Genomic DNA, 26,188 nt, shown 5'->3' with positions numbered 1-26,188 from the left:
GAATACCTTAAATTAAGTGGAGGTGGCTTGACCTCTGCGTAAGGCGGGAGGGACTATTGCAATGGGCAGATTGAAAAAATGGGGGAACCGAAGGCTGAGAATACCTGATCTAGGCCATTTTCGGCTGCCAAAAATAAATGGGGACACGAATCGGAGATTCTCAGCGAGAAGCTCCGCATTCAAGTCAAAACCCAGCCGGGCAGCGGTTAGGCCGCAGCGTACGCGCTTTGAAGCCAAACGTAGCAAAGGCCGCTTTAGGTTATCCAGCCGGCCAGAGAGTAAGGTAACGGTTGCAGGCGGAAGAACACATAAGCCAAGAAGCCGACGCAAATTTTGGCTGATAGCCTCCTTAGTAATACTTGTGCTGGTGCTGCAATCCTTGCGCTATGTGGAGCTGCATATGAAGCCGCCCATCCTGCATTTAGCACAAATACGTGTGAAGCAAATCGCTACGGAATCGATTAATAAGGCGATTACCTCTCAGGTTGCGAATGGAGGGAATGCGGAAGAGCTAATTGATTGGAAGACGGATAAGAACGGGAAAATATCAGGGTTCATGCTCAACTACGCGGAGCATATGCGTATTACTTCGCAAGCGGCACAGGTCATTCAGTCTACGCTGCAGGAATTGCATAATCGAACAGAATATATTCCGCTGGGGCAAGCGCTGGGCAGTCCCCTTATTGCTTCTTATGGACCCGATATTCCGATCAAGATTGAACCACAAGGTGCGGTTAAGGTTGAACTCAGCACCCGCCAGCAAAACGCTGGGATCAATATGATTCTGGTCGAGGTATACATTCATATTGTGACAGAGGTTGCAGTCGTCATTCCTTTTGATATGGAGCCGCAGGTAGTGGATACAGAAATTCCTGTGTCTTATCTGATGGTTGTTGGAGATGTACCTATGTATTATTACGATAATCAAGGTCAACCTGTGGGGGCTAACGGCAGCAGTGCTCCGGGAATTGCCATTCCTGCTCCAGCTGTAGGCGGGGATAAGAGTGGAGTAGTGGATCAGGGCAAGGATACCTCCAGTAACAGTCAGAAAGATAACAGCTCGTCTCCAGCGGCAACCGATCCCGCGAGTACGGGTGCAGATCATACGGAAGAAGACAAAGGCGCGGGCGGAGGAAATTAAGGGGATATCATGCTTCAGCGCTCATAGACTATAGGTAGAACAGCTTTAATAAATGGAGCGTGAATCCTAATGTCGCAAGAATCTCTGTATGTGGAACGCTTGGCGGGTAGGTATGGGTTCTTGGAGCGCACGGGACTACTTCCACTGCCGAGTAAAGATGGACTTACCCTTGTAGTTGAGCTAAGCCGCCTGGAATGTGCCGCAGCTTGCTTACCCTTGCTGCTGCTCCATTCTGGAGAGTCTGTGCGCATTATTGCTGTGGCGATGACTCCTGATTTTCCTATGGAAACTTTAGCGGAACAGTTCTCACCGGAGCAGCCGATTCTCTTTCTTCCTTATGAAAAGGAGGAGTACATGCCTAACCAGGCTTTGGCACAGATCGAAACCAGTTTCGCGGTTTTGCTTGAAGATTCGATCATGGTATCACCTGGCTGGCTAAGTGAGCTATTGTGGGTTCCTTTTGATGACGCTTCAGTTAAGGTGGTGGCCCCTCGCTCTTCAACCGAAAGAGGGGAAGGGAAGAAACGTCTTCACTTCGGCACCTATGATGAGTTTGCTGCGCATGTAAGCTACAGTCTTGGCCGGCATCAAGGAGAATGGCGAGAGATGCATGTACTAACGGGTTCTTGCCTCCTGTTCTCTAAAGAGCTGCTTCAGCGTATTGGAGGGTTGGACATCTCGCTTCAAGCGCGGCCTCTTATGATTGCCGATTGGTGTCTTCGAGCCCGGCAGTCTGGAGCCAAGCTGGCGCTAAGTGATGCTGTGTATGTTCATGCTATACATTCACTTGATAGGGGCCAGAGAAGGCTGAACGGACCAACACTTGCGGATGGCTGGCAGGCGTACAGTACAAAATGGGCGCTGGAGGATGTCTTAGAAGCCGAAGAACATCTTGTACCGCAGAATGGATTCTTACAATCAACACAACCTGTTATTCCACTCGGTAAGGCAACCTTGGCAACCCCATTAGTGACGGCGATTGTTTATTGTGAAGAGGATGGGAATGGGGACCATCTTCCGCAGGAATGGGCAGCTACACAGGAGCAGCAGAGCTACAAGAATATTCGCTGGATCTGGATCAAGGACAGCTGGATGAACACAGCTCCCGGCTTGCCAGTAAATGAACAGGATGTAGTGATTACAGTTCGTGGTCAAGAGGCTTGGCTGCGGGCTTTGAAGAATGCATCTGCATTATTTGAGTGTGAGATAACTGTGTATTTATCAGACTCTATCAGATATGAGAAATATTACGTTGAACGGGTAGTGAAGGCGATCACCCAAGGTTCCGCAGATCTGATCGTTAGTTTATCTACGGATATGGACGAAGAGGTGGGGCGGTTGCTTAGGGGGGACCCTTCGGGAATTGTTTTTCCATTAGAGCGAGTTGCTCATAAAGGCGGGAATGTGCCTGGAGTGATTACTTGTAAGGCGTCTACTTCGCACCAATTGCAGCTTCACCCTGAAGCTTCACTAACTATAGGTTATGTGGGGGATTTGTCCGAACCGCAGGGGAAGAAGGCAGATAGCAGCAAGGGCAAGGAGGCGCAGTCATGAAATATTTAATTCTGAGCAAAGGCTCCTGGGAGGAATACGAATATAAAAGACTGTTGGATCTTCTGCCCGAGCGGGAAGAGGTCTGTTTTGCCGGAAGAATGACTCTTGAGCAGCAGACTAACAGCCAGATCAAGCCGGTAATGATCGCGGATATTCATACTCTCAAGGCGAGGGAGTACACACTTCTGGTCTCTTCTCCCTATTGGCTACCAGAGGTTCTTTCTTTGCAAGCGGGATATATAGTGGCTTTGTTAGAGCGCTGTCCGGAAGAAGAAAATAAGGTCTTATGGGATAAATACAGCGGCTTGCTTGGAGCAAAGGCCGATCTAGTAGGAACCCGATCAGAACGGATCTATCTGGAGCAGAGCTTGTGCAGGGAGAATGTTATTTATCTCGACGGGGATCAGCAGGAATCGTATGGAGTTGTATGTCAGCGCGAGCGGATTTATTTTCTGACAGATTATGAAGTGTTATGGAGTAAGGCGATTGGGAGCTTATGGCAGGAGGATCCCCTCCTTGCTAAGGACTGGTTTAGGATTCAACTCCAGCTTAGGGCGGATTATTATACTTCGATGTGCGCCAAGCTGCCCAGCCAGCCTGTTGTACATTATTTGGCAGCATCTTATTTGTATTTGCTTGGGGACTCCACAGCGAATCGATATCTGGCGCAATCCTTTGAGTTAATGGTGCTGTATGAATATTTGGATTGCCTTATTTCACACTTCCGGTTTTTTTCTGCAATAGAAGCCAAGACAGGGAATCTGGAAACGGCGGTCCGCCAATTTGCGATTACAGCATTTACCGCAGAGGAGAAGCGAGCAGTAGAAAGGATGGAGGGCTGGCTCCATTCCGGGCAGGATGAACTGGTTCGTGCGGAGTTGTTCCACCTGAATGAGGATGAGGCAGCGGCGGTAAGAATTTTAAGTCCGCTAACTTCTTCCGAGGCAAAAGCGTTGCTGGTGCAAAATTATGTGCGGACTTTTCAATGGGAAAAGGCAATAGTGCTGCAACATGAGCAGGAAGAAAATGTGGATGAAGCCATGGAAGGCACCATACACTTGCTGTATGGCAGGCGGCACGAGGCCATCCGCAGCTTTTTAAATGCGGGAGGGCAAGACAATCAGGCATGGCCACTTTTGTCAGAGATGGCAGATCTCGAAGAGGCTGTAAGACGATTGAGAAGGAGAGTGGAGGATGAGTAGTCATAGAGGGCCACTCCGCAAAACATCAGGCAACCGTCTGACCGCTATTATGCAGGTTAGGAACGAAGCCGGAAGGTATTTAGAGCAGGTGCTGGAGGAATTAAGTGAGTTCGTGGATGATATTGTGATCGTGGATGATGGAAGTACAGATCATACGGCTCAGTTATGTCTCTCTTTTGCCAAAGTTAAGAAGCTCGTAACCCTGCAAAGCTCTTTGTTTAACCGTGAATGGGAGCTGCGGCAAACATTGTGGGAGCTGGCGGTATCTACGAATCCGGATTGGCTGCTGTCTGTGGACGCCGATGAGTTCTATGAAGAGTCTGCTAAACGGGAGATGAGGCGACTCATCGATCAGGATGTGTATGACTGGGTATCCTTCCGATTATTTGATTTTTGGGGCGGCACCACACATTACCGTGAAGATGAGCATTGGAATATACACACGAAGCATACCCGTACACTAGTCCGGTATTTGCCGAACTTTCATTATTTTTTTCCGAAAATGGATCATCATGTGCCAAGACTTCCGCTCTCTTATTCGGTATTGCCGGGGTTTCTTACCGAGCTGCGTGTGAAACATTATGGTTGGGCGATATCCCCTGAGGAGCTTCGGCGAAAATACTCGCGTTACCTGGAGCTTGATCCAGAGGGGCGCTGGGGTAGTCTGGAGCAGTACGAATCTATCCTTGATGAGCAGCCCCATCTGGTGGAATGGCAAGAGGAGCTTTGAAATCCGCATCTGATCTGCCAACCGGCTAAGTCCGGCTGGCAGATCTCAGAAGCAGCGCAGAAGGGATATGAGCTGATGGTATCCCTTGCGGATATACTTCTGCTGCGAGCTGCAGCTTGTAATAAGCGAGGCTCACGGCTGCGGTAGCCCCCCCGACTCTACGCAAAGCGGCTTCATCCTCTACATGAAGGATGGGCATCTCTCCACAGGAGTAGGCTATCGCAGCGTATAATTGCCACTCGGTACAGTCCGCAGGTGTATGATATTGAGGGTGCTTGCTGACATAAATAGAGCACCATTGTTTTTTTATGGAGGTGGGGGCTTCGAGTAATCCGTAGAGTAAGGGCTGCGGCAGACTGGACCAGTGTAAGGAAGATCCTTCCGAATGGCGATAAAGTGCTAATAAACTATTCCAAGCACCAGTCTGAAGCAGCAATTGTGCTGCATAGCTTAGATCCGAAAGATCAGCCTTAAGACTATAATTCCCTGTTAAAATATGATGGATCGATAAAATCCCCGGTCTGTAAGGCAATAGACAGACAAGCCAGCGCATGGCAGACTCAGTATCTCCAATACGGCAAGAGAAAGCCCACAGGTAGCCAAGTACAAAGGATCGGTTGGAAAGATGGGAAGGATCATGAAGCAGCTGTTCAAGCGGTGCGAGTGTCTGAAAATGTTCCGGTTGATTGTTTATCTCCAGAATCGCCAGCAATGCAGCCTGAACAGATGAGGGTAACTGGCTGGCTATAGAAAGCTCAGCTTGCCATTCCGGATCGCGGGCATTGAGCGCTGCGGGCAGAAGATAACTCAAAGTATCAGGAGATAAAGAGTGCAGATAGTTGTGGGTCAATGCTCGTAGTTGTGCCTTCTCTCCAGATAGAAGGCTTAGTGGGACGAGTTCTTTCCACGCTTCGCTATAATCAGGCTTATGTTGTATAGCAGCCTCGTAATGTCTCCACGCATCCGGATATTGGTATAACTTCTCACAGACTCTTCCGGCTAGTAGTTCTGTCCGATACGTTCCACTGCCTGAGGAAGAAGGGTATTTATGTGCTGTATTCCCGCTCTGAAGTGCGTTCTCCAAGAAGTGCTTGGCTGAGCTGAGCTTCCCTTGTTCCAGTAATAGGAGGGCATAGCTTTCTAATAAATCCGTGAAATCAGGAAAAAGACCGCTCCCCGTACGAAAAACTTCCTCGGCTTCCTGCTTTCGGCCACATAGTTGTAAGGCGTACGCCGTCTTAAGGTAAATATCTGAGACATAACCGGAAGGGGCTGGAGCATCGGTGAGCAGCGGAAGGAGGATCTCTGCCGCTTCTTTATATTGACCCTGCTGATAATACTCTGCCCCTAACGCGTAACGAAGAAAAAGATGGTTCGGTTGAAGCCGCAGACCCCTGTTGATGAGTGCTAAATTGCGGTTATATTTATTTTTACGCATCAGTTCATCTTCTAAATATCCGTAGTGGAAAATACGCAAATCTGCATAAGCGATCTCCCCCGCTGGAAGCTCCCAAATGCTGCTGGCAATCTCCTCATGAATACTTCCACGAAAAATAATTCTTTTATCATTTTTGAATAATCGACAGACATGATCTGTAACAAAATTCGCTTCAGGTATTTCACCGACATAGTGGATAATGGGCAGCCAATACGCATGAATATACTCGGCACCAAGCAAGGGCTGGAGCAGCTCCTCACTCCAATGATCCACAGCCTCATCAGCATCCAGTACCAGAACCCAAGCGGAAGTTGCATACTCTAGGCTTATATTCCGCGCTTTGGAAAAATCATTTTCCCAAGGAATGTCGATAATCTTTGCACCGAACCTCTGAGCGATTTCTTTACTGTTATCCTCTGAGCCTGTATCCGCAATGATAATCTCAGACACTAGCCCGCGCACAGAGGATAAGCATTTCTCCAGATGGTTTGCCTCGTTCTTAATAATCATGCAAAGTGTGATATCCGGTGTGGTCATAGGAATACGTCCTTCCTAATCTGAAACTCTGGGCAGTGGAAGTGCGAGTCGCACTCTTTTAGCCGCTGGAGAATAGGGGGTTGAAGAAGTGAGGGAGGCAAGCAGACGATCCGCCAACAAAAGCTCCGAACGCCCTGGGTGATAGGCTGGGTTGAATAACGAGTCATTAGATGAGGACTGCCCTGTGGTCTTCATCAGCTGTTTTGCTGCCTCTTCACATCCCTCAATCCGCAATAAATCTAAGAGAAGTCCGCTTTTAGCGGCTGTGTATTCGGGTAGATGAGCGTGAAGCCAGCCCAAAATTTCATTTTCGCGCTCAGCACATTTTAAGGCTCGGATCAGTCGGGTTATAATGGGCGTTGGCTCGGGATGAAGCTGAGCAGCTTTGGTATAACAGACACAGGCCTCGGTCTCATCGCCTATCTCTTCGCATAACTGTCCCAGCAAATAAAATGTCAAATAAGATCCGAATCCGGACTCGGTATGGTAACCGGAAGGAGCTTCTCCAATGACTAAGGCTTGCAGCAATGCTGTTTTGGCCTCAACTAGGGCCCCCATTTGAAACAGCAGCACACCTTTGATATGAGCCAAGTCAGGATAATCCGGATGTAAGGTTATCCCTGAGTCGCAAGCTTCCAGCGCCGCGTTGAAATCTTTTAATTCTGCCAGGCAGCGGATTTGATATTTGTGCAGCAGATGAACATAACTTGTATCGGGTGGAGCTTCGTTAAGTGATCTTTTGATATGCTCTAGAGCCGGTTGATATTCACCAAGCCGCATATATTCAACAGCCATATTGAAATGGTGGAAGGGGTCATTGGGATTTAACTTTAGCTGTTCCTTGAGCAGCTCAACATTTCGTTTGATCTTATCTTTTTTTGCTACTACGCCGTCTGCATAACCGTAATGATGGATGACTACGTTGCTTAAATGCATTGCTGCTTTGGGAGTAGCTTTTACGATCGTTTCTGCAATCTGTTCGTGGATGATGCCGCTGAAACGGTACTGCGGGCGGTTACGGAATAGCCGGATAATCGGATTAACAGTAATGGTCTGTGAAGCTGCGGTTAAACCTTTATGATTATGAATGCGCAGAAAAAAAGCTTCATACTCCAAATGCTCCGCACACAGCAACAGCTCCCCCTTACTTTTCGCATCCAGTTCCTCGTCTCCATCCAGAATGAGAATCCATTGTCCGTGGGCTTGCTGAAGACCCGCGTTGCGGGCAGCGGCAAAATCGCCATTCCAAGTATGGTGAACAACTTTAGCTCCAAAGCTTAGAGCAATTTGTAGCGTGGAGTCAGTAGAGCCAGTATCGACTACAATAATCTCATCGGCGATACCACGTACACTTTTTAAACATTGGTTTAGGTTATCTGCTTCGTTCTTAACGATCATGCATAGAGAAATCAGAGGTTTTTGGCTGGGCATGCTCATTTGGCTGTCCTCCCCTCACTCTGGCGGAAGCTCCACTGTGTATGCCACGGTGTACGATTTAGTAAAAAGATGGATTTATGGATGGCACCAATATCCGTTTGCAGTGGACCATGAACGTTAGCTGCATCCAAGCTGTTTAGTGCCTCCTCCATGCTATGCTTCGCTTGCTGAAGGTAACAGAGTGCTAAACCCACTCGGGCAGCCTCATGCTCAGGCATCTGCTCCAGCGCTTGTTGAAACCATTCACTGGCTTCCGTGTAATGCCCTTTGTCAAAGACCATCTCACCTATATAAAAAAGAACCTTCGTATCAGCTGCTTGATCGCTAACTAACCTGATAAAATGCTCGCCGGCTGTATTCCTATTCCCTTCTTTATATAATGCTGCGGCTAATTCAGACCGAAAGGTAGGGAACAGCTTTATCAAAGCTTCGCTTAACGCGGGCTGGTGTAGTTTTACTGATTGTTCGATCAAATCTGAAATGAATGAGGAATGTAATGTTAATGTATCTACCTCTGCTTCAACGGGATCTACCTTTTGTTGCTGGTGGCACTTCTGAATGTATTGCAGTCCGAAACGGAGTTCGTCTGGTGCATAGGTTAGCAGGTCATTATGGAATTCTCCAAAAAGCGCCCAAGAGCAAATAGCCCAGAGGGTAGCCCACTTTTTCAGATATTCTAAATCATGGTTATCTTGCGTAGCTAAGGAGGTCACTTGTCTTATGGTTGTATAGGCGTTCTCTAGCTTGCCGGTGATGAGGAGTGAAGAGATCATCCAATTTGCCGTATCTAATTCCAAGGGAAAAGTGTCTCGGGATAAGTTAGTGATGGTCTCATTAGCATTTATCGCAAATAAGCTGTCAATGATTGCAGCTCGTTGGGCAGCATTAGTTGGGGGGACGAGTTGTATCAGCAAGCCGGCAATCTCCTCATCGGGTACAGCTAAGCGTTGAAAAGCAGAAGCTATTCCCTGCAAGGCAGGCCTATATAAAGAGTGGTGTTGAAGCGCACGGTGGTAGAATCTCGCAGCGTCCTCCTGAAGCTCAAGCCGCTCTGAGATTAAGCCTAGTCGATAAAGTGGGCGGAAGGTGTTCATCCCTTGCTCAGATACATATTTTTGACAAACCTGATCTCCAGAAATGGATGCTGCACGCTGATAAGCTTGAAAAGCACGTTCTAACAAGCCTTGACTCTCCAAAGATTGGCCTAATAAAAAATGCAGGTCAGGGTAATCCTCATAACGCTCCAATTCAGGCAACAGCAAGGGATCTATGATATTGGTTTTTCCTTGAGTCAGATAAATTTTACAGAGATCTCTAATCATCGTAGGACGGTAAGAAGCTTCAAGTGGCACATGGTGAAGGGTCTGGCGAAGTAATGCCTCTGCTTCCTGAAGACGACCGTTCTGACAGCAGGTGACTGCTAAATTATACGAGTGAAAAGGATCTTCCGGTTGTTCGGCTAAAGCGAGTCGCAGCAGCTGCTCATTGCGTTTGATTTTATTTTTTCGTGCCATGATTTCCGGCAAATATCCGAAGTGTTCAATCTCAATATCACTATGCACAATCGCCGAGATGTTATGTGATTTAAGAATTGCAGCGTCAATTCCTTCATGAATTCTTCCGCTATATCGATAACCCTGTCCATTTCGGAATAAACGAATCGCACTGTGCTTTACCTTATCCTCAGGCCGAACGCCAAGCCAATTATCAATGTGTACTGTAAAAGCCTGAGCTTGCGTGTTTTGCAGGAGGCTGCGGAGTTCCGGAAGTGGAGTTTGCAGGCGTTCATCGGCATCAAGGACTAGAATCCAATCGGTATCCGCCTGATCGAGACCTTCGTTACGTGCTGCAGCAAAGTTTTCTGTCCATTCCCGTTGGAATACTCTAGCCCCGTGCGCTTGGGAAATAGCTATGGATTCGTCAGTAGAGCCTGTATCTATGACCACAATCTCGTCAACACCTGCTACGCTTGTGAGACAGTGGGGCAGAAGATCAGCTTCATTGTTAACGATGAGGTGGACGCCAAGCGTAATATTGTTCACGTTGTTTCCTCCTTGTTACATATGTAGAAGTAGAAATCAGCTTTTGCTATCAAAAGAAAAAGCACATGGATATCCATGCACTCTTTCGTTACAACATATGATGGGCATCTGCATTACGTTCCCTGTGCGTTGAAACTTACATTGATTGTTGAGGCGGCCCCTGCATTCGTTGATTGATAGGATAAGCGTGTATATTTCAGGAATCTGGCTGGAACTATGACATCGATAGAACCTGCTGCTAAAGGATTATCTCCTGTGGTATCGACGAAATAGTTCGTTCCGTCAGCACTGATTTCTACTCGTGTGTTGACCGGGTTAGCTCCAGTGTTATTGATGAAAAAGGAATAGGTCCCCAATACGCTCGTAGTCACTGCTGGCAGTGGAGTATAGGCATTAGCAGTTGCAATACCCGTCGTCGTCTGTTCGATAAAGCTGCGTTGTGAAATAGAGGTCACACTGCTGAGCGTACCAGCGGTAATGGTGGCTCCAAGCACACTGGTAATGGTCCCGTTTAAGAGGTTGGTGACCGTACCTGCTGAGGACAGAGTACCCGCAGTGATCGTGGCTCCGAGCACGCTGGTAATGGTCCCGTTTAAGAGATTGGTTACTGTACCAGCCGAAGACAGAGTACCCGCAGTGATCGTGGCTCCGAGCACGCTGGTAATGGTCCCGTTTAAGAGATTGGTTACTGTACCTGCGGAGGACAAAGTACCCGCGGTGATTGTGGCTCCAAGCACGCTGGTAATGGTCCCGTTTAAGAGATTGGTTACTGTACCTGCGGAGGACAAAGTACCCGCGGTGATTGTGGCTCCAAGCACGCTGGTAATGGTCCCGTTTAAGAGATTGGTGACCGTTCCTGCTGAGGACAAAGTACCCGCGGTAATAGTTGCGCCTAGTACACTAGTAATGGTACCAGCCGTAATCGTAGCTCCGAGCACGCTAGTAATCGTGCCTTCGAGAATGTTAGAAATGGTACCTGCGGAAGACAAAGTACCAGCTGTGATGGTAGCTCCAAGTACGCTAGTAATAGTCCCGTTAAGAATGTTGGTAACCGTACCTGCGGAGGACAAAGTACCCGCAGTGATGGTAGCCCCGAGTACGTTAGTAATGGTACCTTCGAGAATGTTAGTAATGGTACCTGCGGAAGACAAGGTACCAGCTGTGATGGTAGCTCCGAGTACGTTAGTAATGGTACCTTCGAGAATGTTAGTAATGGTACCTGCGGAAGACAAGGTACCAGCTGTGATGGTAGCTCCAAGTATGCTAGTAATGGTCCCGTTAAGAATGTTAGTAACTGTTCCTGCTGATGACAAAGTACCCGCAGTGATGGTAGCTCCGAGTATATTGGAAATCGTACCATCTAGGATAATTGTCGTTAGATTTCCGCCTGGATCTGTAGTGAGCGGATGATCAATCAGCGAGGCATCCCGGCCAAAAATAAGCGTTCGTAGATTATCGGGATTAGCTTGAAAAGAGCTGTAGTTAGGCAAAGTTCCTCGTCCCTCTCTTATAAAATTGTTAACTCATACCTATAGACTGGGCTTGGACGTATACATCAATTTTGCCTAAACCCGTTGACTGCTGCGTGGAGGCGGATATCCGAGTCCACTTTAAAAATCTGCTTGGCACTAGCACCTTCATTTCTTTTGCAGCCACGATCTCTTCTGAATCTATAAAAGAATCAAAACTGTTCGGACTAATCTCCAAGCGGACGCTAACAGGGTGGTCTCCTTGGTTCATAACTGCGTAAGAGATCATCGTTTTAGTTCCGCTTTTTTGCCAAGACAGAGGTGAAATGGAGCTGAACACGGGGAATCCGATAAATTGATGCTCGGAAAATAAAGGACTGATCGTCACCTTACGGCGGTTTCTTCGACCCTTTGGAGGTGGAAATGATTGCGGATTTCTAGAACAATTCCCCTGTTTTTTTGAGTGTTTTATTTTGCTGCGCTTTTTTAGTTCCAGACCGTTATGGATTTCATTCACCTCCTACGGGTTTTCTGGAACCCTGTCCATAAAAGGACCCTAACCGTCGTTTGAGCCCTGAGCATCAATAAACCGCAGTTCAATAAGCCGCGAACCGTTAGGGACAATCCTTAGCCATTCGAATGGTGATAATAATATATGGTGAAAAATAAGAGGTGATTGGGCTGTGAAAGCAAAAATACGCACATTCCCAAACAACCTGTTACTTAGAGTGGCATAAAATAAGATAAGCTCAAGTACGGGGAGGATAGCGCATGCCAAACGATTCAGTCTTTAATCAGAGTAGCCAGCCACTCTTTACAGAACAAGTCAACACGTATGTTGCACCTGGTATAGATTCAGCTCCGGAGGGAGGAGCGGCTAAGGCGGGGCTATTGTTTGGAATCCCTTTTACTTCTACGGTAACGACTGCTGCACCGTTAGTTGTTCAGATTAGTAATCCGGCAGGCAGCGGACGTACATTGTATGTATCCCGTGTTGCAGCTAGCTCGGCAACAGCTGCTGTTACTTTATCTCTGCTTCGGAACGCTACGGTCACCGGGACTACCGTTACACCGATAAATTTTAATTTTGGAAGTGCGTTAACCAGTGTGATGACGGCCAGAACCTCGACTGCTGCCCCTACGGGAGGTCCGGCCACTCTAGTATCTTTATTACTGGCAGCGGGGCCCGTCATTGTTGATTTTACTGGACAAATCGTTGTTCCTCCCGGAAATTCCATAACCACGTCCATCACGATTGCATCGGGAACTTCAGCAGCGACAACATCTATTAGTTGGTGGGAATATTAGAAATGGGAGGGGATAATCATGCCTAATCAATATGTGTTTAACGACAATGATCAACCTCTTTTTGTGGATATGGTCAATACCTTCCAATCTCCGGATATCAGCGCGCCACCTGAAATAAGTGCTTCGAAGGCTGCGGTCTTGTATTCTACCAACACATCCGCGTCTAGTTTGGTCGTACTTAGTCTTATTTCTGCAATTACTTCTATTCGGATTAGTAATGCTGCTGGTAGCGGGAAAACCGTATATATCTCTCGTATTAGCGGCAGTATCGGCGGATCTTCTCTGCTATCGGCTATGTCTGGAAGCTTTACAATTGTAAAAGGAGGGACGTTAACCTCTCCTGCAACCTTGACACCAACCAATAATAATCTCGGAAGCGCGGCTACAAGTGCGATGACCGTTCAATCTTCAACAGCGGCAATTAGCGGGGGGACGACGCTTTACAATTATCAATTAGCTCCAGGCGCTTTCTCACAGAACTTTACGGGCAGCATCATCGTTCCGCCGGGGACTGCTATTTGTGCTAACGTAACTTCATCTAGCTCGGCTGTAGGCTTAACGATTACTTCTGCACTTGGTCTTCTTTGGTGGGAGCAATAGAGTTTATATTTTTTTTGAACCTATAACGGTGGTAAACCTTGACATCATTTGGTTAAGGTTTTACATAGAAGGTTGGAATGAATAGAAAATAAAGGGGATTGGCATTATACAATAAAGTTGGAATTCAGTATGGAATGTGAAAAGAGGGACAATTATGGAAAGTTGTTTATTTATTCATGGCTTTACCGGAGGTGAGCATGAAATCTCTCCCTTGTCCCAGTTTATGGAGCAGCATAATTATCGTTCCAGAACATTTACCCTGAAGGGGCACGGGGGCAGCAGGAATGATCTACTGCATTCGGATCGACATGATTGGCAGCAAAGTGCTGAGGATGAATTAACAGAGCTGTTAAAGACAAATGACGGCGTTCATCTGATCGGTTTTTCAACCGGTGCTCTTATTGCTTCACATCTTTCCGTGCGCTATAAACCTTGGATTAAATCTCTCACTTTGTTGTCTACCCCTGTGTTTCCGCTGAATCCTGTAGAAATTATTAAGACCCTTGGGAGCTTTTCCATGCTAAAAACTTATATTAGTAAATTCAGTTCAACGCCTCCAAAAGCAACTCGAGAGTTCCAGCGATTGGTTCGTGAGAGCTTTTCTGTCTATCCGCATATTGAGACTCCAACCCTGATCGTGCAAGGAAAAAGAGATCATCTAGTGAAGACTAGAAGCGCCGATTACCTACGACATCATATGATCAAGGCGACCCAAAAACAGGTGCTGATGGTCGACAACAGTGGTCATATGGTGTGCCATTGTGAAGAGAAGGACCGAATTATGAATGAGGTCTTGCAGTTTATTCAGACGGCGGGACGCTGAACTCAAACAGTAAATATTCAACTCCAAGAGCTTCCTAAATAGGAGCTCTTTTTTTGTTGTGCATTTCAATTTTAAGGCTTGACAACGCGTCTGGTGTCATGGTAATTTTTAGTAGGGAAACCGGTTTCCCTAAAATTCGTTTGTTTCTATGCCAAAAACATCGCTGGAAAGGTCGGTTTTAATCCAAGAAGTAGGTTTTAGTGTGTTATGAATACGCTTTAATAAGAGAGGGAGATGCGCGCGATGAAACGTAAGTTATGGTACGTGCCCGTTCTGATTACATCTATTCTTCTTTCTACTGTGATTAATTTATTCGTCTTAGCGCCACAACAGGCAGATGCAGCCAGCATCGGTACGATTAACGAGAATGATACCATTTATCAGATTATGGTTGACCGGTTTAATGACGGGGACTCTTCCAACAATGCTACGGGAGCGGCAATTCGCTATGGCGAGAACTCTGAAGAAGATTTCCGTTATATGAAAGGCGGAGATTGGCAAGGAGTGATCGACAAGCTGTCTTATATTAAAAATATGGGCTACACCGCGATCTGGATTTCCCCAGTGGCGGAGCCGCAAATGACGAATCGGGAGAACAACGGCAGTGGTAAAAACACGGCGTATCACGGGTACAACGTTAAGGACCCTAACGCAGCCAATCCCTACTTCGGTACAAAGGAGAAGCTGAAGGAGTTAGTGGATTCCGCACATGCGGTTGGCATCAAGGTGGTTATAGACGTTGTGCCAAACCATATCGGGGATTATATGCTGGGTACCCAAGCCTACTATGATATCCCTAGTCTGCAGCCAGCAGCTCCTTTCAATAACCCGGCTTGGTATCACCATAACGGAGATATCAACTGGTCTTTGGCAGACGGAAGATACGATCAATGGGCACAGGATTACTTAGAAAATCATGATCTAGGCGGACTGGATGACATTGACTTCGATGTCCCTGCTGCTAAAAAGGCCATATTTGATTCGATTAAAGGCTGGTTTGACTATACAGGGGCAGATGGTGCGCGTGTAGACGCAGCCAAGCTGATGAAGCCGACTGATATTGGTGAATTGCAAAATTATCTGGGGGTTAATACCTTTGGCGAGAATTTTGACGGCAATGCTGAATTTGTCTCGCGCTGGGTCGGCAACAACAAGGAGTGGGGCATGCTTGATTTCCCAATGTTCTTCTCCGTTCTAAATAGCTTCGCATATGGGCAGTCTTTTGACTCCAATATTAAAAGCACCTTGGCACAGGATTCCTACTATAACGGAAATGCCAATCACATGGTTACCTTTATCGACAATCATGACCGCAATCGTTTTCTCACAGAAGCTGGAGGAAGCGTAGATAAGCTGCAGAACGCTTTGAGTTTTATTTTTACAGTGCGTGGAACACCCGTTGTCTTCCAAGGTACGGAACAGAACAAAGGCAATGGTAATGGGCAGATTATGACGGGAGGCATCGCCGATACCTGGAACCGCTGGTCAATGGTGAAACGGGATGCAAACGGCAATGTAATAGAGAATTATTTTAATGAGAATGCCAGCACCTACAAGCACGTAGCCAAACTTAATGAGATTCGGAAAAATAATCCGGCACTCCGTACAGGCACTCAACGTGAAATGTGGTCTGCACAGAACTTATATGCTTTTTCACGTCGTATTGACACTGGAACTAATCTGGGGCAGGAAGTTATCTCCGTATTCAGTAATAAATCCAGCGGCTCGCAGACCGTTACCATTCCACTGCGTGCAGAGAGCAGCTTGGCAGTCGGGACGGTTCTTTATAACCAGTTGAACACTTCGGATACGGTAACCGTACAATCGGGTGGAGCAACTGGCAAGCAGATCACTGTAACCGTGGGTGCAAATGCAGCCAAAATCTATGCCAAACAACAGCTTCCTACAGATACAGTTGCTCCAACTGTACCCACTAACGTGACCGCAACCGTTCAAAATGCATCCAGTGCTTTAGTAAGCTGGACCGCTTCCACCGACAATGTAGGTGTGACCGGATATGAAATTTATCGCAACGGCGTAAAAGTGGGTACATCCGCAACTACTTCATATACGGATAACGGATTATCTGCCAGTACTACGTATGACTATACGGTAAAAGCAATGGATGCAGCAGGCAATCTATCCCTCCTTAGCGCGATTGCTTCAGTGACAACACCAGCGGGGAACAGTGTCACTATTTACTATAAGCAGGGCTATACCTCGCCTTATATTCATTATCGTCCTGCAGGAGGAACTTGGACGACATCACCGGGTGTGGCGATACCTGTCTCTGATGTAGCAGGCTACAACAAAATAACGATTAATATTGGCTCAGCCAGCCAGCTTGAAGCTTGCTTTAACAATGGCAGCGGCACTTGGGACAGTAACGGGGGCAGCAACTATTTATTTAGTGCCGGCACCTGGACCTATACACCAACTGGCAATATTCAATCGGGTGGACCAGTGACGCCGACACCAACGGTAACGCCGACACCAACACCAACGGTAACGCCGACACCGACACCGACGGTAACACCAACGCCAACTCCGACGGTAACGCCAACTCCGACGGTAACGCCGACACCGACACCAACCGTAACGCCAACACCGACGCCAACGGTAACGCCGACACCCACCGTAACGCCAACACCAACGGCAACACCTGTCGGCAGTACGGCAACGATCTATTATAAGAATGCGGCTTATAGCAGCTCTTATATCCATTATAAGCTCGATGGTTCAACGGTCTGGACGACGTCTCCAGGCGAGCAGCTTCAAGCTTCTGCTTTTACAGGATATAAGGCGGTTACGATTCAGTTGGACACGGCAGCTGGGCTGACCGCAGCCTTTAATAATGGCAGTGGCACATGGGATAACAATGGAGGCAATAACTATCATTTTGCTGCGGGCACCTGGAGTATGGTGAATGGTAACATCACCGCAGGAGAGCCACAAGCGGATAGTGTTACATTCCGAGCAACTGTTCCTGCGTCTACTCCTGTGAGTGGTCCCGTTTATCTCTCCGGTTCCTTCAATAGCTGGAATGCGGCAGATCCGAACTACCAACTGACGAAGGGTAGTGATGGTATTTACTCCATCACACTAAGTCTACCGGCGGGAACAGCAATTCAATACAAAGTTACACGAGGTGCTTGGACTAATGTGGAGGTGAATTCGAATGGATCGGATCTTTCCAATCGAACCCTTACGCCATCAGGCGGTGCACAAACCGTAAATCTGACGGTTCAGCGCTGGAAGGATCTATAAGCTTCATAATATCTACAGCTTAAACACACCAAGGAGCGGCTCCCGTATGGGGCCGCTCCTTGGTAAGCAGTATGAAGCTTTTTAATTGCAGAAAGTACAATTAAACTTTCTGTTTGAAGCTGGTAGAAAGATTTAACTGTATTTTGTGCAGTAGAATTCAGGAAAAAGGCTGTTTTTTGCCGATTTCACGAGTTTTGACTGCACAAAGTGCAATTAAATCGAATGTTACCCATCCTATAAGGATTTCTATTGCACAAAATGCAATTAAATCCGATGTAGCCATTTTAGCTACTCAAATTCGATCAAGCTAAAGCAGTTACTCCAGACAATCAAGCCAAAACAGCACGCAGCGTAATAAAGTTCAGTCAGCTATACAAGCTCAATCAAGCTAAATCAAGCTAAATCAGCAGTCAGAGCAACCAAGCTTCCCGCCTCTTCACTACGTTCCCGCCGGGAACTGCGATCTCATAGTTGACTCACGAGGAATGAGTTCTGGCTCGAGAAGCAAATGCCTAGAGGGTATGTTGTTATTACGAATGCGTTGCATCAGCAGCTCGCCTGAAGATACCCCCAGCTGGAAGGTGTCGATATTCAGCGAGGTTAGAGGAGGCGTAGTGTAACGGGACAGAGGATATTCATCAAATGCGGCAATGCCGAGCTGTGAGGGAACATGAATATCCAGTGATTTTGCAGCTTGAAGCACCCCGAAGGCAACATAGCTGTTCATGCATACTACGGAGTCTGGTCGATCTTCGCTCTGTAGAAGCTCAAGTGCAGCATGATAGCTCTCATGTTCATCAGCCTTACAATTGATAATCCATTGCTGCTGATCGGCAAGATCTGCTTGCTGCAATGCTTGCAAATATCCACTCAGACGATGGGTATAAATCTTTTCCTGCTGCTGCCCGCCTATGAAGGCTATTTTGGAGTACCCCTGCTTTATTAAATGTGAGGTCAGCATGCTGCCGCCTGCTTCATTATCGAAATCAACCCAGCTTCCGGGAGTCATAATTTCGCCGATGGAGATGTAGGGAAACTCCAAGCGGTTCAGTTCTTCGCAAAGCTCTTCCGTGAGTACGGAGTTATTCGCTATGATTCCGTCGACACGTTTGCTGAATACAAGTCTATTTAGAAAATGTCCTTCCGGACTACTATGCTGTACATTGGAAATAGTCAGCTCGTATTTTAAAGGCGCAATTACACTTTCTATTCCACCGATGATGTTGTAGAAAAACTGGTTTAGAAATTCACTTTCCTTGGACATATCGACCAGGAGACCAATATTACAGCTGCTTTGTCTGGCTAATCCGGTAGCGATACTACTTGGTGTATAGTTCATTTGCTTCATAATTTCGCGAACCTTGTGTTTCGTTTCCTGTGATATTTTGGGGGAATCGTTTAATACTTTGGATACGGTAGATTTAGCCACATTGGCTGCTTTGGCAATATCAGAAATGGTTACTTTCATTGTCTTCCCCTCATAATCCGGAACGGTATTTGTAACCATAATAACACAAATTTAGCAGTCTCTCTAATTACAAAGAGTCTTATAGATTTAACGATAAAAGCATAAAAAGGAGTTTAGAAGTTATGCCTCATACATGGTTTTTATATCATACAAGTGAAGATCCGTTTGCCTATCCTATGGGTACGGGCATCTTGAAGCTCAGACTGTTCACGCAAGCTGGACAGCAATTATCCTGTACCGTCATCTACTCAGACCGTTATGATTCTCCGGGGCATGAAGTTCCTTTGCAGATGGAGCGGATTGGGTCGGCAGGTGTTTATGAGATACATGAAGCGGTCATTGAGACCCCTACTAAAAAATGCAGATATCTATTCCATGTAACTAATCCTGCTGGTGAATATGTCTGGTATGGAGAGAGAGGGGCGTCGGAGAACCGGGAACGTGCGGGTTCTTTTCAATATGCATATCTCCATCATTCTGAGGCGTTGAAGTTACCTTCATGGAGCATGGATGCAGTAACCTATCAAATCTATCCCAGCAGTTATAACGAAGGAACCTTACAAGGCATCTCTGACAAAATGCCCTACCTGCAACAGTTAGGAGTAAACGTTGTTTATATGACGCCTGTATTTGAGTCTCCTTCAGAACATAAATATAATACCTCCGATTACTATAAGGTTGATCCAGTATTTGGGGATACGGAAGGATTGAAGGCACTGGTCAGCCAGGCGCACAGACATGGAATCAAAGTGATTTTAGATGCTGTGTTTAATCATTCGGGAGACCGCTTTTTCGCGTTTAAGGATGTGTTGGCAAAAGGAGAGCAATCTCCGTATAAAGATTGGTTCTTCATTCATTCCTTTCCGGTTACGCAGACCCCTGTACCCAATTATGAAACGTTTGCCAAAGCTGAAGCGCATATGCCAAAGCTGAACATGGACAATCCGGATACGGCGAATTACATGATTGAGGTTGCGAAGTATTGGGTGCGCGAGACAGGGATTGACGGCTGGCGTCTGGATGTGGCCAATGAAGTTAATCCGCGTTTTTGGTCCCGGTTTCGGCAAGAACTCAAATCTGAATATCCTGAAATCCTGCTGATCGGTGAGATTATGCATGCTTCTGGGCCATGGCTTAGAGGGGATCAGTTCGATGGAGGAATGAATTATGTGCTTCGTGATGCAGTGTTAGAATTTTTTGCGGAACAATCGACGGGGCCAGTTCGCTTTATGGAGCAATTGCTCCATCAGGAGGCGTTGTATAATGACCAGGCGAATTCAGCTATGTTTCAGTTGCTTGGCAGCCATGATACCCTGCGGTTTCTTACAGCGTGTAAAGAAGGTGGGCGTGGTTGGGACCGCTTGGGTACCGCTGTTGAACGTATGATGCTGGCTGTTTTTTTCCAGATGACCTATATCGGCATTCCAATGATCTATTACGGGGATGAGGTTGGGATGGAAGGGGCGACGGACCCCCACTGTAGAAAAGCTATGATATGGCAAGAACAAGCTCAGAATGCAGTGCTGCATAAGTGGTATCAACAGTTGATTTCTCTGAGAAAAAGTCATGAGGTTCTGCGCAAAGGCTCCTTCCGTCCTTGGTTTACTGATGAAGTTCGTAATGTGCTTGGTTACATACGAGGTGTGGAGCACGAAAAGATAGGGCTGATTATCAATAATTCTCCAAACCCTTACCAACTAGAGCTTAGCCCATATCGAGCTGATAAGAACGAATTAACTGATTTATTGTCTGGAGTAATTTTTAAAAATAATAATAAGCTTACGGTCAGCATTGAACCATTCGGCTGTTTGATGTTGTATTAAAAAAGAAAAGGCCCCTCTCTAAGGAAAGGGACCTTATTCTAATTTACGGCACTTTTTTTGCTTCTTTTGTTCTTTAAGTCTCTATATTCCTGATTCTCCCATTGTTTCAGCAACGGAAACGGATCAAAAGCCCATTCGGTAATTCCGCGATCGCGGTAAATGCCAAAATGTAGATGCGGAGGAAATTTCCCTTGAGTTCCGGGATTGCCGTAACCCGAGCTGCCTACCCAGCCAATAATTTCACCGGGGGTGACTATATCTCCGCGAGAAATGGTTTTGTTATATCCAGATAGATGAGCGTAATAATGGTAACGGTTCTCAATATCGCGAATCCCGATTCTCCAGCCGCCGTATCGGTTCCAGCCTTTTGTCTCCACTAAGCCAAAGCAGGTGCTTCGGACGGGCACTCCTTGAGGTGCAAATAAATCTGTTCCTTCATGGATACGTGCTCCACCCCAGCTTCTTCCAGTGCCCCAAGTGCTACGATAAGAATAAAGGTTACTTAAGGGAAGCGGGAAGGCATTGCCGGATAGGTCCAGCCGTCCAAAATGTTCATATAACTTCGCGAACTGGGTAATGCGCTGCGAGGCGCGGCCATTGTGATAATACTCCCAGACCCCGATACTGAAATCACTAGCGGATTGTCCATACTTCAATAAGTGTCTAGCCATACTATACAGAACGTCCGCATCATTCTCTGGATCAGCAATCCCGTCTCCTGAGCCATCACTGCCAAAACCATCAAAGAAGCTAATGGAGTTCGGGGAAGTATCCCCTTGATCCGGATTGAGTGGACCAGCCCATACCGGTGCCGGGATCTTTATGGCTGTAAGGCGCGTGGAGACAGGCTGCCCTGAGGCTCCCTTTTTGGCGAGCGTGCGTTCATATTGATCAACGGCTGCGAACCTAAACCACGGGATACCAGTAGCTGCGCTCATTTGCTCATAAATCTGTCTTCGGCCAGACCATTGCGCTTCTTTGCTAGCACTAGCGGGATCCCCGCTGCTCATCACCGGTTGGATTGTAGGCCGCGCTACAGCTGCTGAAACGGGAAGGTTTAAACCACCCCAGAGGATAGCGGCCGCGGACAGGCATAACAGGGTTCTCCGGTCTTTAATATTCTTAAATAGGGCCAGCAAGATAACAGCCTCCTTTTGTCCGGGCATTAAATTGAGTGTAGTCACTTCGGATGAAGCTTTTTTATAGATTGGTGCAAAATGCTACTTTTTATCCGTTCTTGTCTAAAGGTACCAGAAAAATCTCGCTGGAAACTCCAGATGATACACCCTGCATATTTCACAAAAACAGGCAATTGTAAATCGCACATGTTATAATATGAGGCAGCAACTTTCATCTGCAGCATCACATTCAGGAGGAAGCGGGGTTTATCATTTTGTCTAATAAAACAGCAAAGCAACCTAAACCGGATTGGATTAAGATTAAGCTAACTACCGGTGACAACTATCAGGAAATCAAAAGCATGATGCGTTCCAAAACTTTACATACCGTATGTGAAGAAGCTAGGTGTCCGAATATTTATGAATGCTGGGCAAACCGTACGGCTACCTTCATGATTTTAGGTGATATTTGTACACGCGCATGCCGTTTTTGTGCAGTGAATACAGGGATGCCTACAGAACTGGACCTGCAGGAGCCTGAACGTGTAGCTGAAGCTGCAGAGAAAATGAATCTTCGTCACTGTGTGGTGACTAGTGTGGCCCGCGATGATCTTGCGGATGGTGGCGCTCAGATTTTTGCTGAGACGGTAGCGGCGATTCGTAAACGCCTTCCGTTATGTAGTGTTGAAGTGCTTATTCCAGACTTTTTAGGAGACCGGAATAGTCTTGAGATTGTCATGAACAGTAATCCAGACATTCTTAATCATAATATTGAGACCGTGGAACGGATGTCAGATCGTGTACGGGCTAAAGCGAAGTACCCTCGTTCCTTGGAATTGCTGCGCAGAGCCAAGGAAATGAAACCCAATATTCCAACCAAATCGAGCATCATGCTTGGTGTCGGTGAAGAGTGGAATGAGATTTTACAAGCAATGGATGATTTGCGAGCCGTAAATTGTGATATATTGACTTTAGGACAATATTTGCAACCCACTCCAAAACACTTAAATGTGGAGAAATATTATCCACCGGAGGAATTTGCACTGTTGAAGGAAGAGGGAATGAAGCGTGGCTTCAGCCATGTGGAATCAGGCCCGCTAGTCCGTAGCTCTTATCATGCGCATGAGCAGGTGAAGTCTGCAGCTCAAGCTCGCGAGGAGCGTGCGGTTTCTTCTAGCTAATTATTGCTTTTCTGTGGTTTAATTCACGGAGAATGTTAGTAAGAGGAGGAAGAAGCGACAGCGTTCTGATATCTCTGCTCTTAGGTTACCCATAAAAATCGTTGATTTGCGTCATCGGAGGGGAATATTGGTGCTGTAGGAGCGGTTCTAGAACAGCGACCGAAAGCCCAATATTCCACATAGATGGCGGCATAATCAACGCCACGATACCCAAAGAAAGGCAGGCGACAAAAGGTTTGATCGTAATAGGCGGAAAAGGCTATGAACTTATGTTGGATCATAAGGATGGTTGGAATCCGGAGGCGTTTCGCGGGAGATATAGCGAGGTGCTGGAAAGATACGACTATATTATCGGTGACTGGGGTTACAGTCAGTTGCGTTTGAAAGGTTTTTACCGGGACAACCATCCTAAGGTGAATCGGGATACAGCGATTTCGGGTATGGTTGATTATATTAATGAATATTGCAATTTTGGCTGCGCTTATTTTGTGCTGCATAAATTGAAAGAGGTACCACAGGAAGGCATGTTCAAGGATATTTTAATCAAAGAAATACCAGAGCTGAGTGATGAAGAGGCCTTGGAGCAAGAAGGGGAAGCTAGTGATGAAGCGGCTGCAGATAAAGAGTTCTCTGTTAAAGAAACATCCTCTAAGCAAGGCTCGAATCACTCATTGGCATTTAAAGAGATGACTTCTTCTAAGGACAATATGGTGAAGGATAGACCTGTGAGAGAACATCAGAGCCGAAATCACCGGGGCAAGGATTCACAGGGCAAGAAATCCAAAAAGGATTTCCAAGGCAGACCGCCACAAGGTCAGTCTCAGAAGCCCCAAAACACACCAAAACCTCAAAGCGCTCAAAACAACCAAAACAACCAGAATAACCAGAACAACCAAAACATAGAAAATTCACAACCTTAATGATGAAAGCTGAACCATAAGTAGAGTCCTTCTACGAATGAGCCAGCTTTTTTTCTTATAAAAAATAGCAGAGCAGCGTTTCTCCCGTTACTTGGAGATCGCTGCTCTGCTGTTGCTGTGCCGCTCGGTGTTGCTCAGTGCTGCTCTGTGCTGTGGGCTCGGTGTTGCTGTGCTGCTCGGTGTTGCTGTGTGGCTCGGTGTTGCTGTGCTGCTCGGTGTTGCTGTGCCGCTCGGTGTTGCTGTGCTGCTGTGTGTTGCTCTGCTGCTCTATGCTGTTAGTCGTTGGCTGCTTGACCCAGCAGTTTCATCATCCCCTAAGGCTTAAGGACCCAGATGCCGTTATTTGCGAATTTTCAGCTTTTTGAGCAGGGTTTCGGACTCCAATGAAGCTATTCGTTAGAAAGAGGCGTAATTATGGTGTTTTTCATACCAATAGCGACTATGGAGTCCGATAGCATAACAAATATGGATTAATATTGCGTTTAGGGTCATCCATGTCCGATAGGTGCTACAGATGTTTCGTAGGTCCAAATATTATCAAACTAAACAAAGAACAGGAGTTGTCCCAACGGCCATTTCATGGCTTATGTGACAACTCCTGTTTTTACTCATTGGTGCTTGATTCAGCAGCTTAATGATTAGTGAGATTAAGGATCTATTTTACAGATAATTTCAATTGTTTCTGTGTTGCATTGTAACTCCATACAAGCGCAGGGAACTTCTTCTTAAAGGCATTTAATTCAATGAAGGTCTCGCCGTTCTGAGAAAGCGCCTCTTTGGAGGACAATGTAAAGCCGGTCGCTTTACCTGCCCCGTTCGTTACGATGACTTTTTTGTTCTTGGCATCCCATGTGATGTCGCCTTCGATCAGTGCACCTAGTACGAGCGAAGAAGCATAAGTCTTATCTCCTTGCTTTATTAGACCTACATTACCAGCAAAAGCAACCCCGTTGACGTTCAAGATATGATGATCACCGGAAACCTCAATGCTTTTCATTCCTGCAATCTGTAGAGCGGTAATTAGCTGTGCAGTTTTGCCTTTAACCTCAATATCCGGTGCAAGCCCGATGTGATTAAAGTCTTCTTTATTTGGAGTTAGGTATTTCTGCGTAGTCAGCTTCAGCATGTCTCCATTAGACATTGGAAGCAGGCTCTGAATACGTGCTTTGCCGAAAGAACGAGTGCCTACGACGGTAGCGAGCTTATTGTCACGTAATGCGCCAGTAAGCGCCTCAGAAGCGCTGGCAGTGTACTCATTCGTTAGAATGACGACGGGTACGCCTATTTTGCTGCCGCTGGTAATCGTTACTGGAGTAAGTGCTCCGGTTTGATCAGAGGTATACATCATAATGCCTTTATCCATAAAATTGGAGGTAATGTTGTATGCCGAATCCATATAGCCGCCTAAGTTGTCACGCAAATCAAGCACCATCGATTTCATACCTGCTGCGCGCATCTTTTTCAGCATAGCGGCGAATTCTTCATCGGAATTCTGTGTGAAACCGCTCAGTGTGATGTAGGCTATCTTCTGTCCAACAATGGTTCCGGTAACGGAAGTTGAGCTGATTTCATTCCGGGTTACACGAAATGATTTAGACACTCCATTCCGGAGCACCTGCAGAGTGACCTTGGTGCCTGCGGCTCCGCTTAACTCGTCACCTTCAGTCTCTTCAACGGGGATTCCGTTAATTTTGACTATCGTATCGCCGCGTTTCAGACCTGCTTGTTCTGCAGGCGAACCGGGTGTTATGTCTTCGATGTAGAGCTCTGTTGCGGTATATTGCAATCTAACACCAATACCAACGTATTCCAGATCAACATCATGTTCAAATTGTGCCGCTTCCTCGGTATTGAAGTATTGGCTATAGGGATCATCCAGGGTGTTCACCATGCCATCAATGGCTCCACGAATCAAGGTATCCTTATCTACACCGGAGAGGTTATAGTTCTCCAGAATATTCATGACTTCATTGATAAGATCACGGTTATCTGTAGATGCCTGAGCGGCATCGGCAGCAGACACCACTGGAGCAAAAGTTAGGGATAAAGCCAGACAGCTGCCTAGAAGTGCACTTATTACTTTATTGGATTTCATGGAATCATACGCCCTTTTTATATAATTTATAAGAT

20 protein-coding genes are annotated in these 26,188 nt (G+C 46.6%); 12 read left to right on the top strand and 8 right to left on the bottom strand.

Going from position 1 to position 26,188, the window contains the following annotated elements:
- Positions 1-61 precede the first annotated feature (61 nt).
- The 4 genes from yunB to MHB56_RS09870 all read left to right on the top strand — a co-directional run bounded on the left by yunB (position 62) and on the right by MHB56_RS09870 (position 4,627).
- Positions 62-1,141 (top strand): sporulation protein YunB, encoded by a 1,080-nt coding sequence (gene yunB, locus MHB56_RS09885; protein ID WP_076302408.1) that lies wholly within the window; start codon positions 62-64, stop codon positions 1,139-1,141.
- Positions 1,142-1,210: 69 nt separating this feature from the next.
- Positions 1,211-2,695 carry a hypothetical protein gene (locus MHB56_RS09880; RefSeq protein WP_248549580.1) on the top strand — a complete coding sequence of 495 codons (1,485 nt, stop codon included), beginning with the start codon at positions 1,211-1,213 and terminating at the stop codon, positions 2,693-2,695.
- On the top strand, positions 2,692-3,897 hold the full coding sequence (locus MHB56_RS09875; RefSeq protein ID WP_248549581.1) for a hypothetical protein: 1,206 nt from the start codon (positions 2,692-2,694) through the stop codon (positions 3,895-3,897). Before MHB56_RS09880 ends, MHB56_RS09875 begins: the two co-directional genes overlap by 4 nt.
- A complete protein-coding gene (locus tag MHB56_RS09870; protein WP_076193397.1) occupies positions 3,890-4,627 on the top strand; it encodes a glycosyltransferase in 738 nt (245 codons plus the stop codon). The genes MHB56_RS09875 and MHB56_RS09870 overlap by 8 nt, the downstream gene beginning before the upstream one ends.
- 25 nt (positions 4,628-4,652) lie before the next feature.
- Here MHB56_RS09870 and MHB56_RS09865 read toward each other — a convergent pair whose 3' ends face one another.
- From MHB56_RS09865 to MHB56_RS09845, 5 genes are all read right to left on the bottom strand, one after another.
- Positions 4,653-6,602, bottom strand: coding sequence for a tetratricopeptide repeat-containing glycosyltransferase family 2 protein (locus tag MHB56_RS09865; protein ID WP_341143530.1), 1,950 nt, complete (start codon positions 6,600-6,602; stop codon positions 4,653-4,655).
- A 15-nt stretch (positions 6,603-6,617) separates the two neighbouring features.
- The gene (locus MHB56_RS09860; RefSeq protein ID WP_076184777.1) at positions 6,618-8,039 is read right to left on the bottom strand and encodes a tetratricopeptide repeat-containing glycosyltransferase family 2 protein; all 1,422 of its coding nucleotides are present in this window, start codon (positions 8,037-8,039) and stop codon (positions 6,618-6,620) included.
- Positions 8,036-10,081 carry a glycosyltransferase gene (locus MHB56_RS09855; RefSeq protein WP_341143529.1) on the bottom strand — a complete coding sequence of 682 codons (2,046 nt, stop codon included), beginning with the start codon at positions 10,079-10,081 and terminating at the stop codon, positions 8,036-8,038. The genes MHB56_RS09860 and MHB56_RS09855 overlap by 4 nt, the downstream gene beginning before the upstream one ends.
- A 113-nt stretch (positions 10,082-10,194) precedes the next feature.
- Positions 10,195-11,571: a DUF6385 domain-containing protein gene (locus MHB56_RS09850; protein ID WP_341143528.1), complete on the bottom strand. Its 1,377-nt coding sequence runs from the start codon at positions 11,569-11,571 to the stop codon at positions 10,195-10,197.
- Between the two features lie 28 nt (positions 11,572-11,599).
- On the bottom strand, positions 11,600-11,938 hold the full coding sequence (locus MHB56_RS09845) for a DUF6385 domain-containing protein (RefSeq protein ID WP_341143527.1): 339 nt from the start codon (positions 11,936-11,938) through the stop codon (positions 11,600-11,602).
- 383 nt (positions 11,939-12,321) lie between these two features.
- On the opposite strand from MHB56_RS09845, the gene MHB56_RS09840 reads away from it, so the two are divergent.
- From MHB56_RS09840 to MHB56_RS09825, 4 genes are all read left to right on the top strand, one after another.
- Complete coding sequence (locus tag MHB56_RS09840; protein ID WP_076128012.1) at positions 12,322-12,858, top strand: hypothetical protein; 537 nt, start codon at positions 12,322-12,324, stop codon at positions 12,856-12,858.
- Between the two features lie 18 nt (positions 12,859-12,876).
- Positions 12,877-13,458, top strand: coding sequence for a hypothetical protein (locus tag MHB56_RS09835; RefSeq protein WP_036685335.1), 582 nt, complete (start codon positions 12,877-12,879; stop codon positions 13,456-13,458).
- Between the two features lie 154 nt (positions 13,459-13,612).
- Positions 13,613-14,281, top strand: coding sequence for an alpha/beta hydrolase (locus MHB56_RS09830; RefSeq protein WP_036685332.1), 669 nt, complete (start codon positions 13,613-13,615; stop codon positions 14,279-14,281).
- Positions 14,282-14,524: 243 nt separating this feature from the next.
- A complete protein-coding gene (locus MHB56_RS09825) occupies positions 14,525-17,548 on the top strand; it encodes a carbohydrate binding domain-containing protein (RefSeq protein ID WP_076128011.1) in 3,024 nt (1,007 codons plus the stop codon).
- A gap of 439 nt (positions 17,549-17,987) precedes the next feature.
- On the opposite strand, the gene MHB56_RS09820 is transcribed toward MHB56_RS09825, so the two are convergent.
- On the bottom strand, positions 17,988-19,016 hold the full coding sequence (locus tag MHB56_RS09820; RefSeq protein ID WP_076128009.1) for a LacI family DNA-binding transcriptional regulator: 1,029 nt from the start codon (positions 19,014-19,016) through the stop codon (positions 17,988-17,990).
- A gap of 122 nt (positions 19,017-19,138) precedes the next feature.
- Between MHB56_RS09820 and MHB56_RS09815 the strand changes: the two genes are divergently transcribed.
- Positions 19,139-20,839: a glycoside hydrolase family 13 protein gene (locus MHB56_RS09815; protein WP_076128007.1), complete on the top strand. Its 1,701-nt coding sequence runs from the start codon at positions 19,139-19,141 to the stop codon at positions 20,837-20,839.
- 38 nt (positions 20,840-20,877) lie between these two features.
- Here MHB56_RS09815 and MHB56_RS09810 read toward each other — a convergent pair whose 3' ends face one another.
- Positions 20,878-21,978 carry a M23 family metallopeptidase gene (locus MHB56_RS09810; protein WP_341143526.1) on the bottom strand — a complete coding sequence of 367 codons (1,101 nt, stop codon included), beginning with the start codon at positions 21,976-21,978 and terminating at the stop codon, positions 20,878-20,880.
- Between the two features lie 254 nt (positions 21,979-22,232).
- Between MHB56_RS09810 and lipA the strand changes: the two genes are divergently transcribed.
- The 3 genes from lipA (at position 22,233) to MHB56_RS09795 (ending at position 24,383) form a co-directional block, all read left to right on the top strand.
- Positions 22,233-23,138, top strand: coding sequence for a lipoyl synthase (gene lipA / locus MHB56_RS09805; RefSeq protein WP_036685320.1), 906 nt, complete (start codon positions 22,233-22,235; stop codon positions 23,136-23,138).
- A 236-nt stretch (positions 23,139-23,374) separates the two neighbouring features.
- A complete protein-coding gene (locus MHB56_RS09800) occupies positions 23,375-24,058 on the top strand; it encodes a YutD family protein (protein WP_341143525.1) in 684 nt (227 codons plus the stop codon).
- 112 nt (positions 24,059-24,170) lie between these two features.
- Complete coding sequence (locus MHB56_RS09795) at positions 24,171-24,383, top strand: hypothetical protein (RefSeq protein ID WP_139331114.1); 213 nt, start codon at positions 24,171-24,173, stop codon at positions 24,381-24,383.
- Positions 24,384-24,713: 330 nt separating this feature from the next.
- On the opposite strand, the gene MHB56_RS09790 is transcribed toward MHB56_RS09795, so the two are convergent.
- The gene (locus tag MHB56_RS09790) at positions 24,714-26,153 is read right to left on the bottom strand and encodes a S41 family peptidase (RefSeq protein ID WP_076128004.1); all 1,440 of its coding nucleotides are present in this window, start codon (positions 26,151-26,153) and stop codon (positions 24,714-24,716) included.
- Positions 26,154-26,188: the final 35 nt, after the last annotated feature.

Source organism: Paenibacillus sp. FSL H8-0315, from assembly GCF_038005365.1.
Classification (GTDB): Bacteria; Bacillota; Bacilli; order Paenibacillales; family Paenibacillaceae; genus Paenibacillus_AQ; species Paenibacillus_AQ odorifer.
This window is presented reverse-complemented; position numbering and strand designations above follow the sequence as displayed.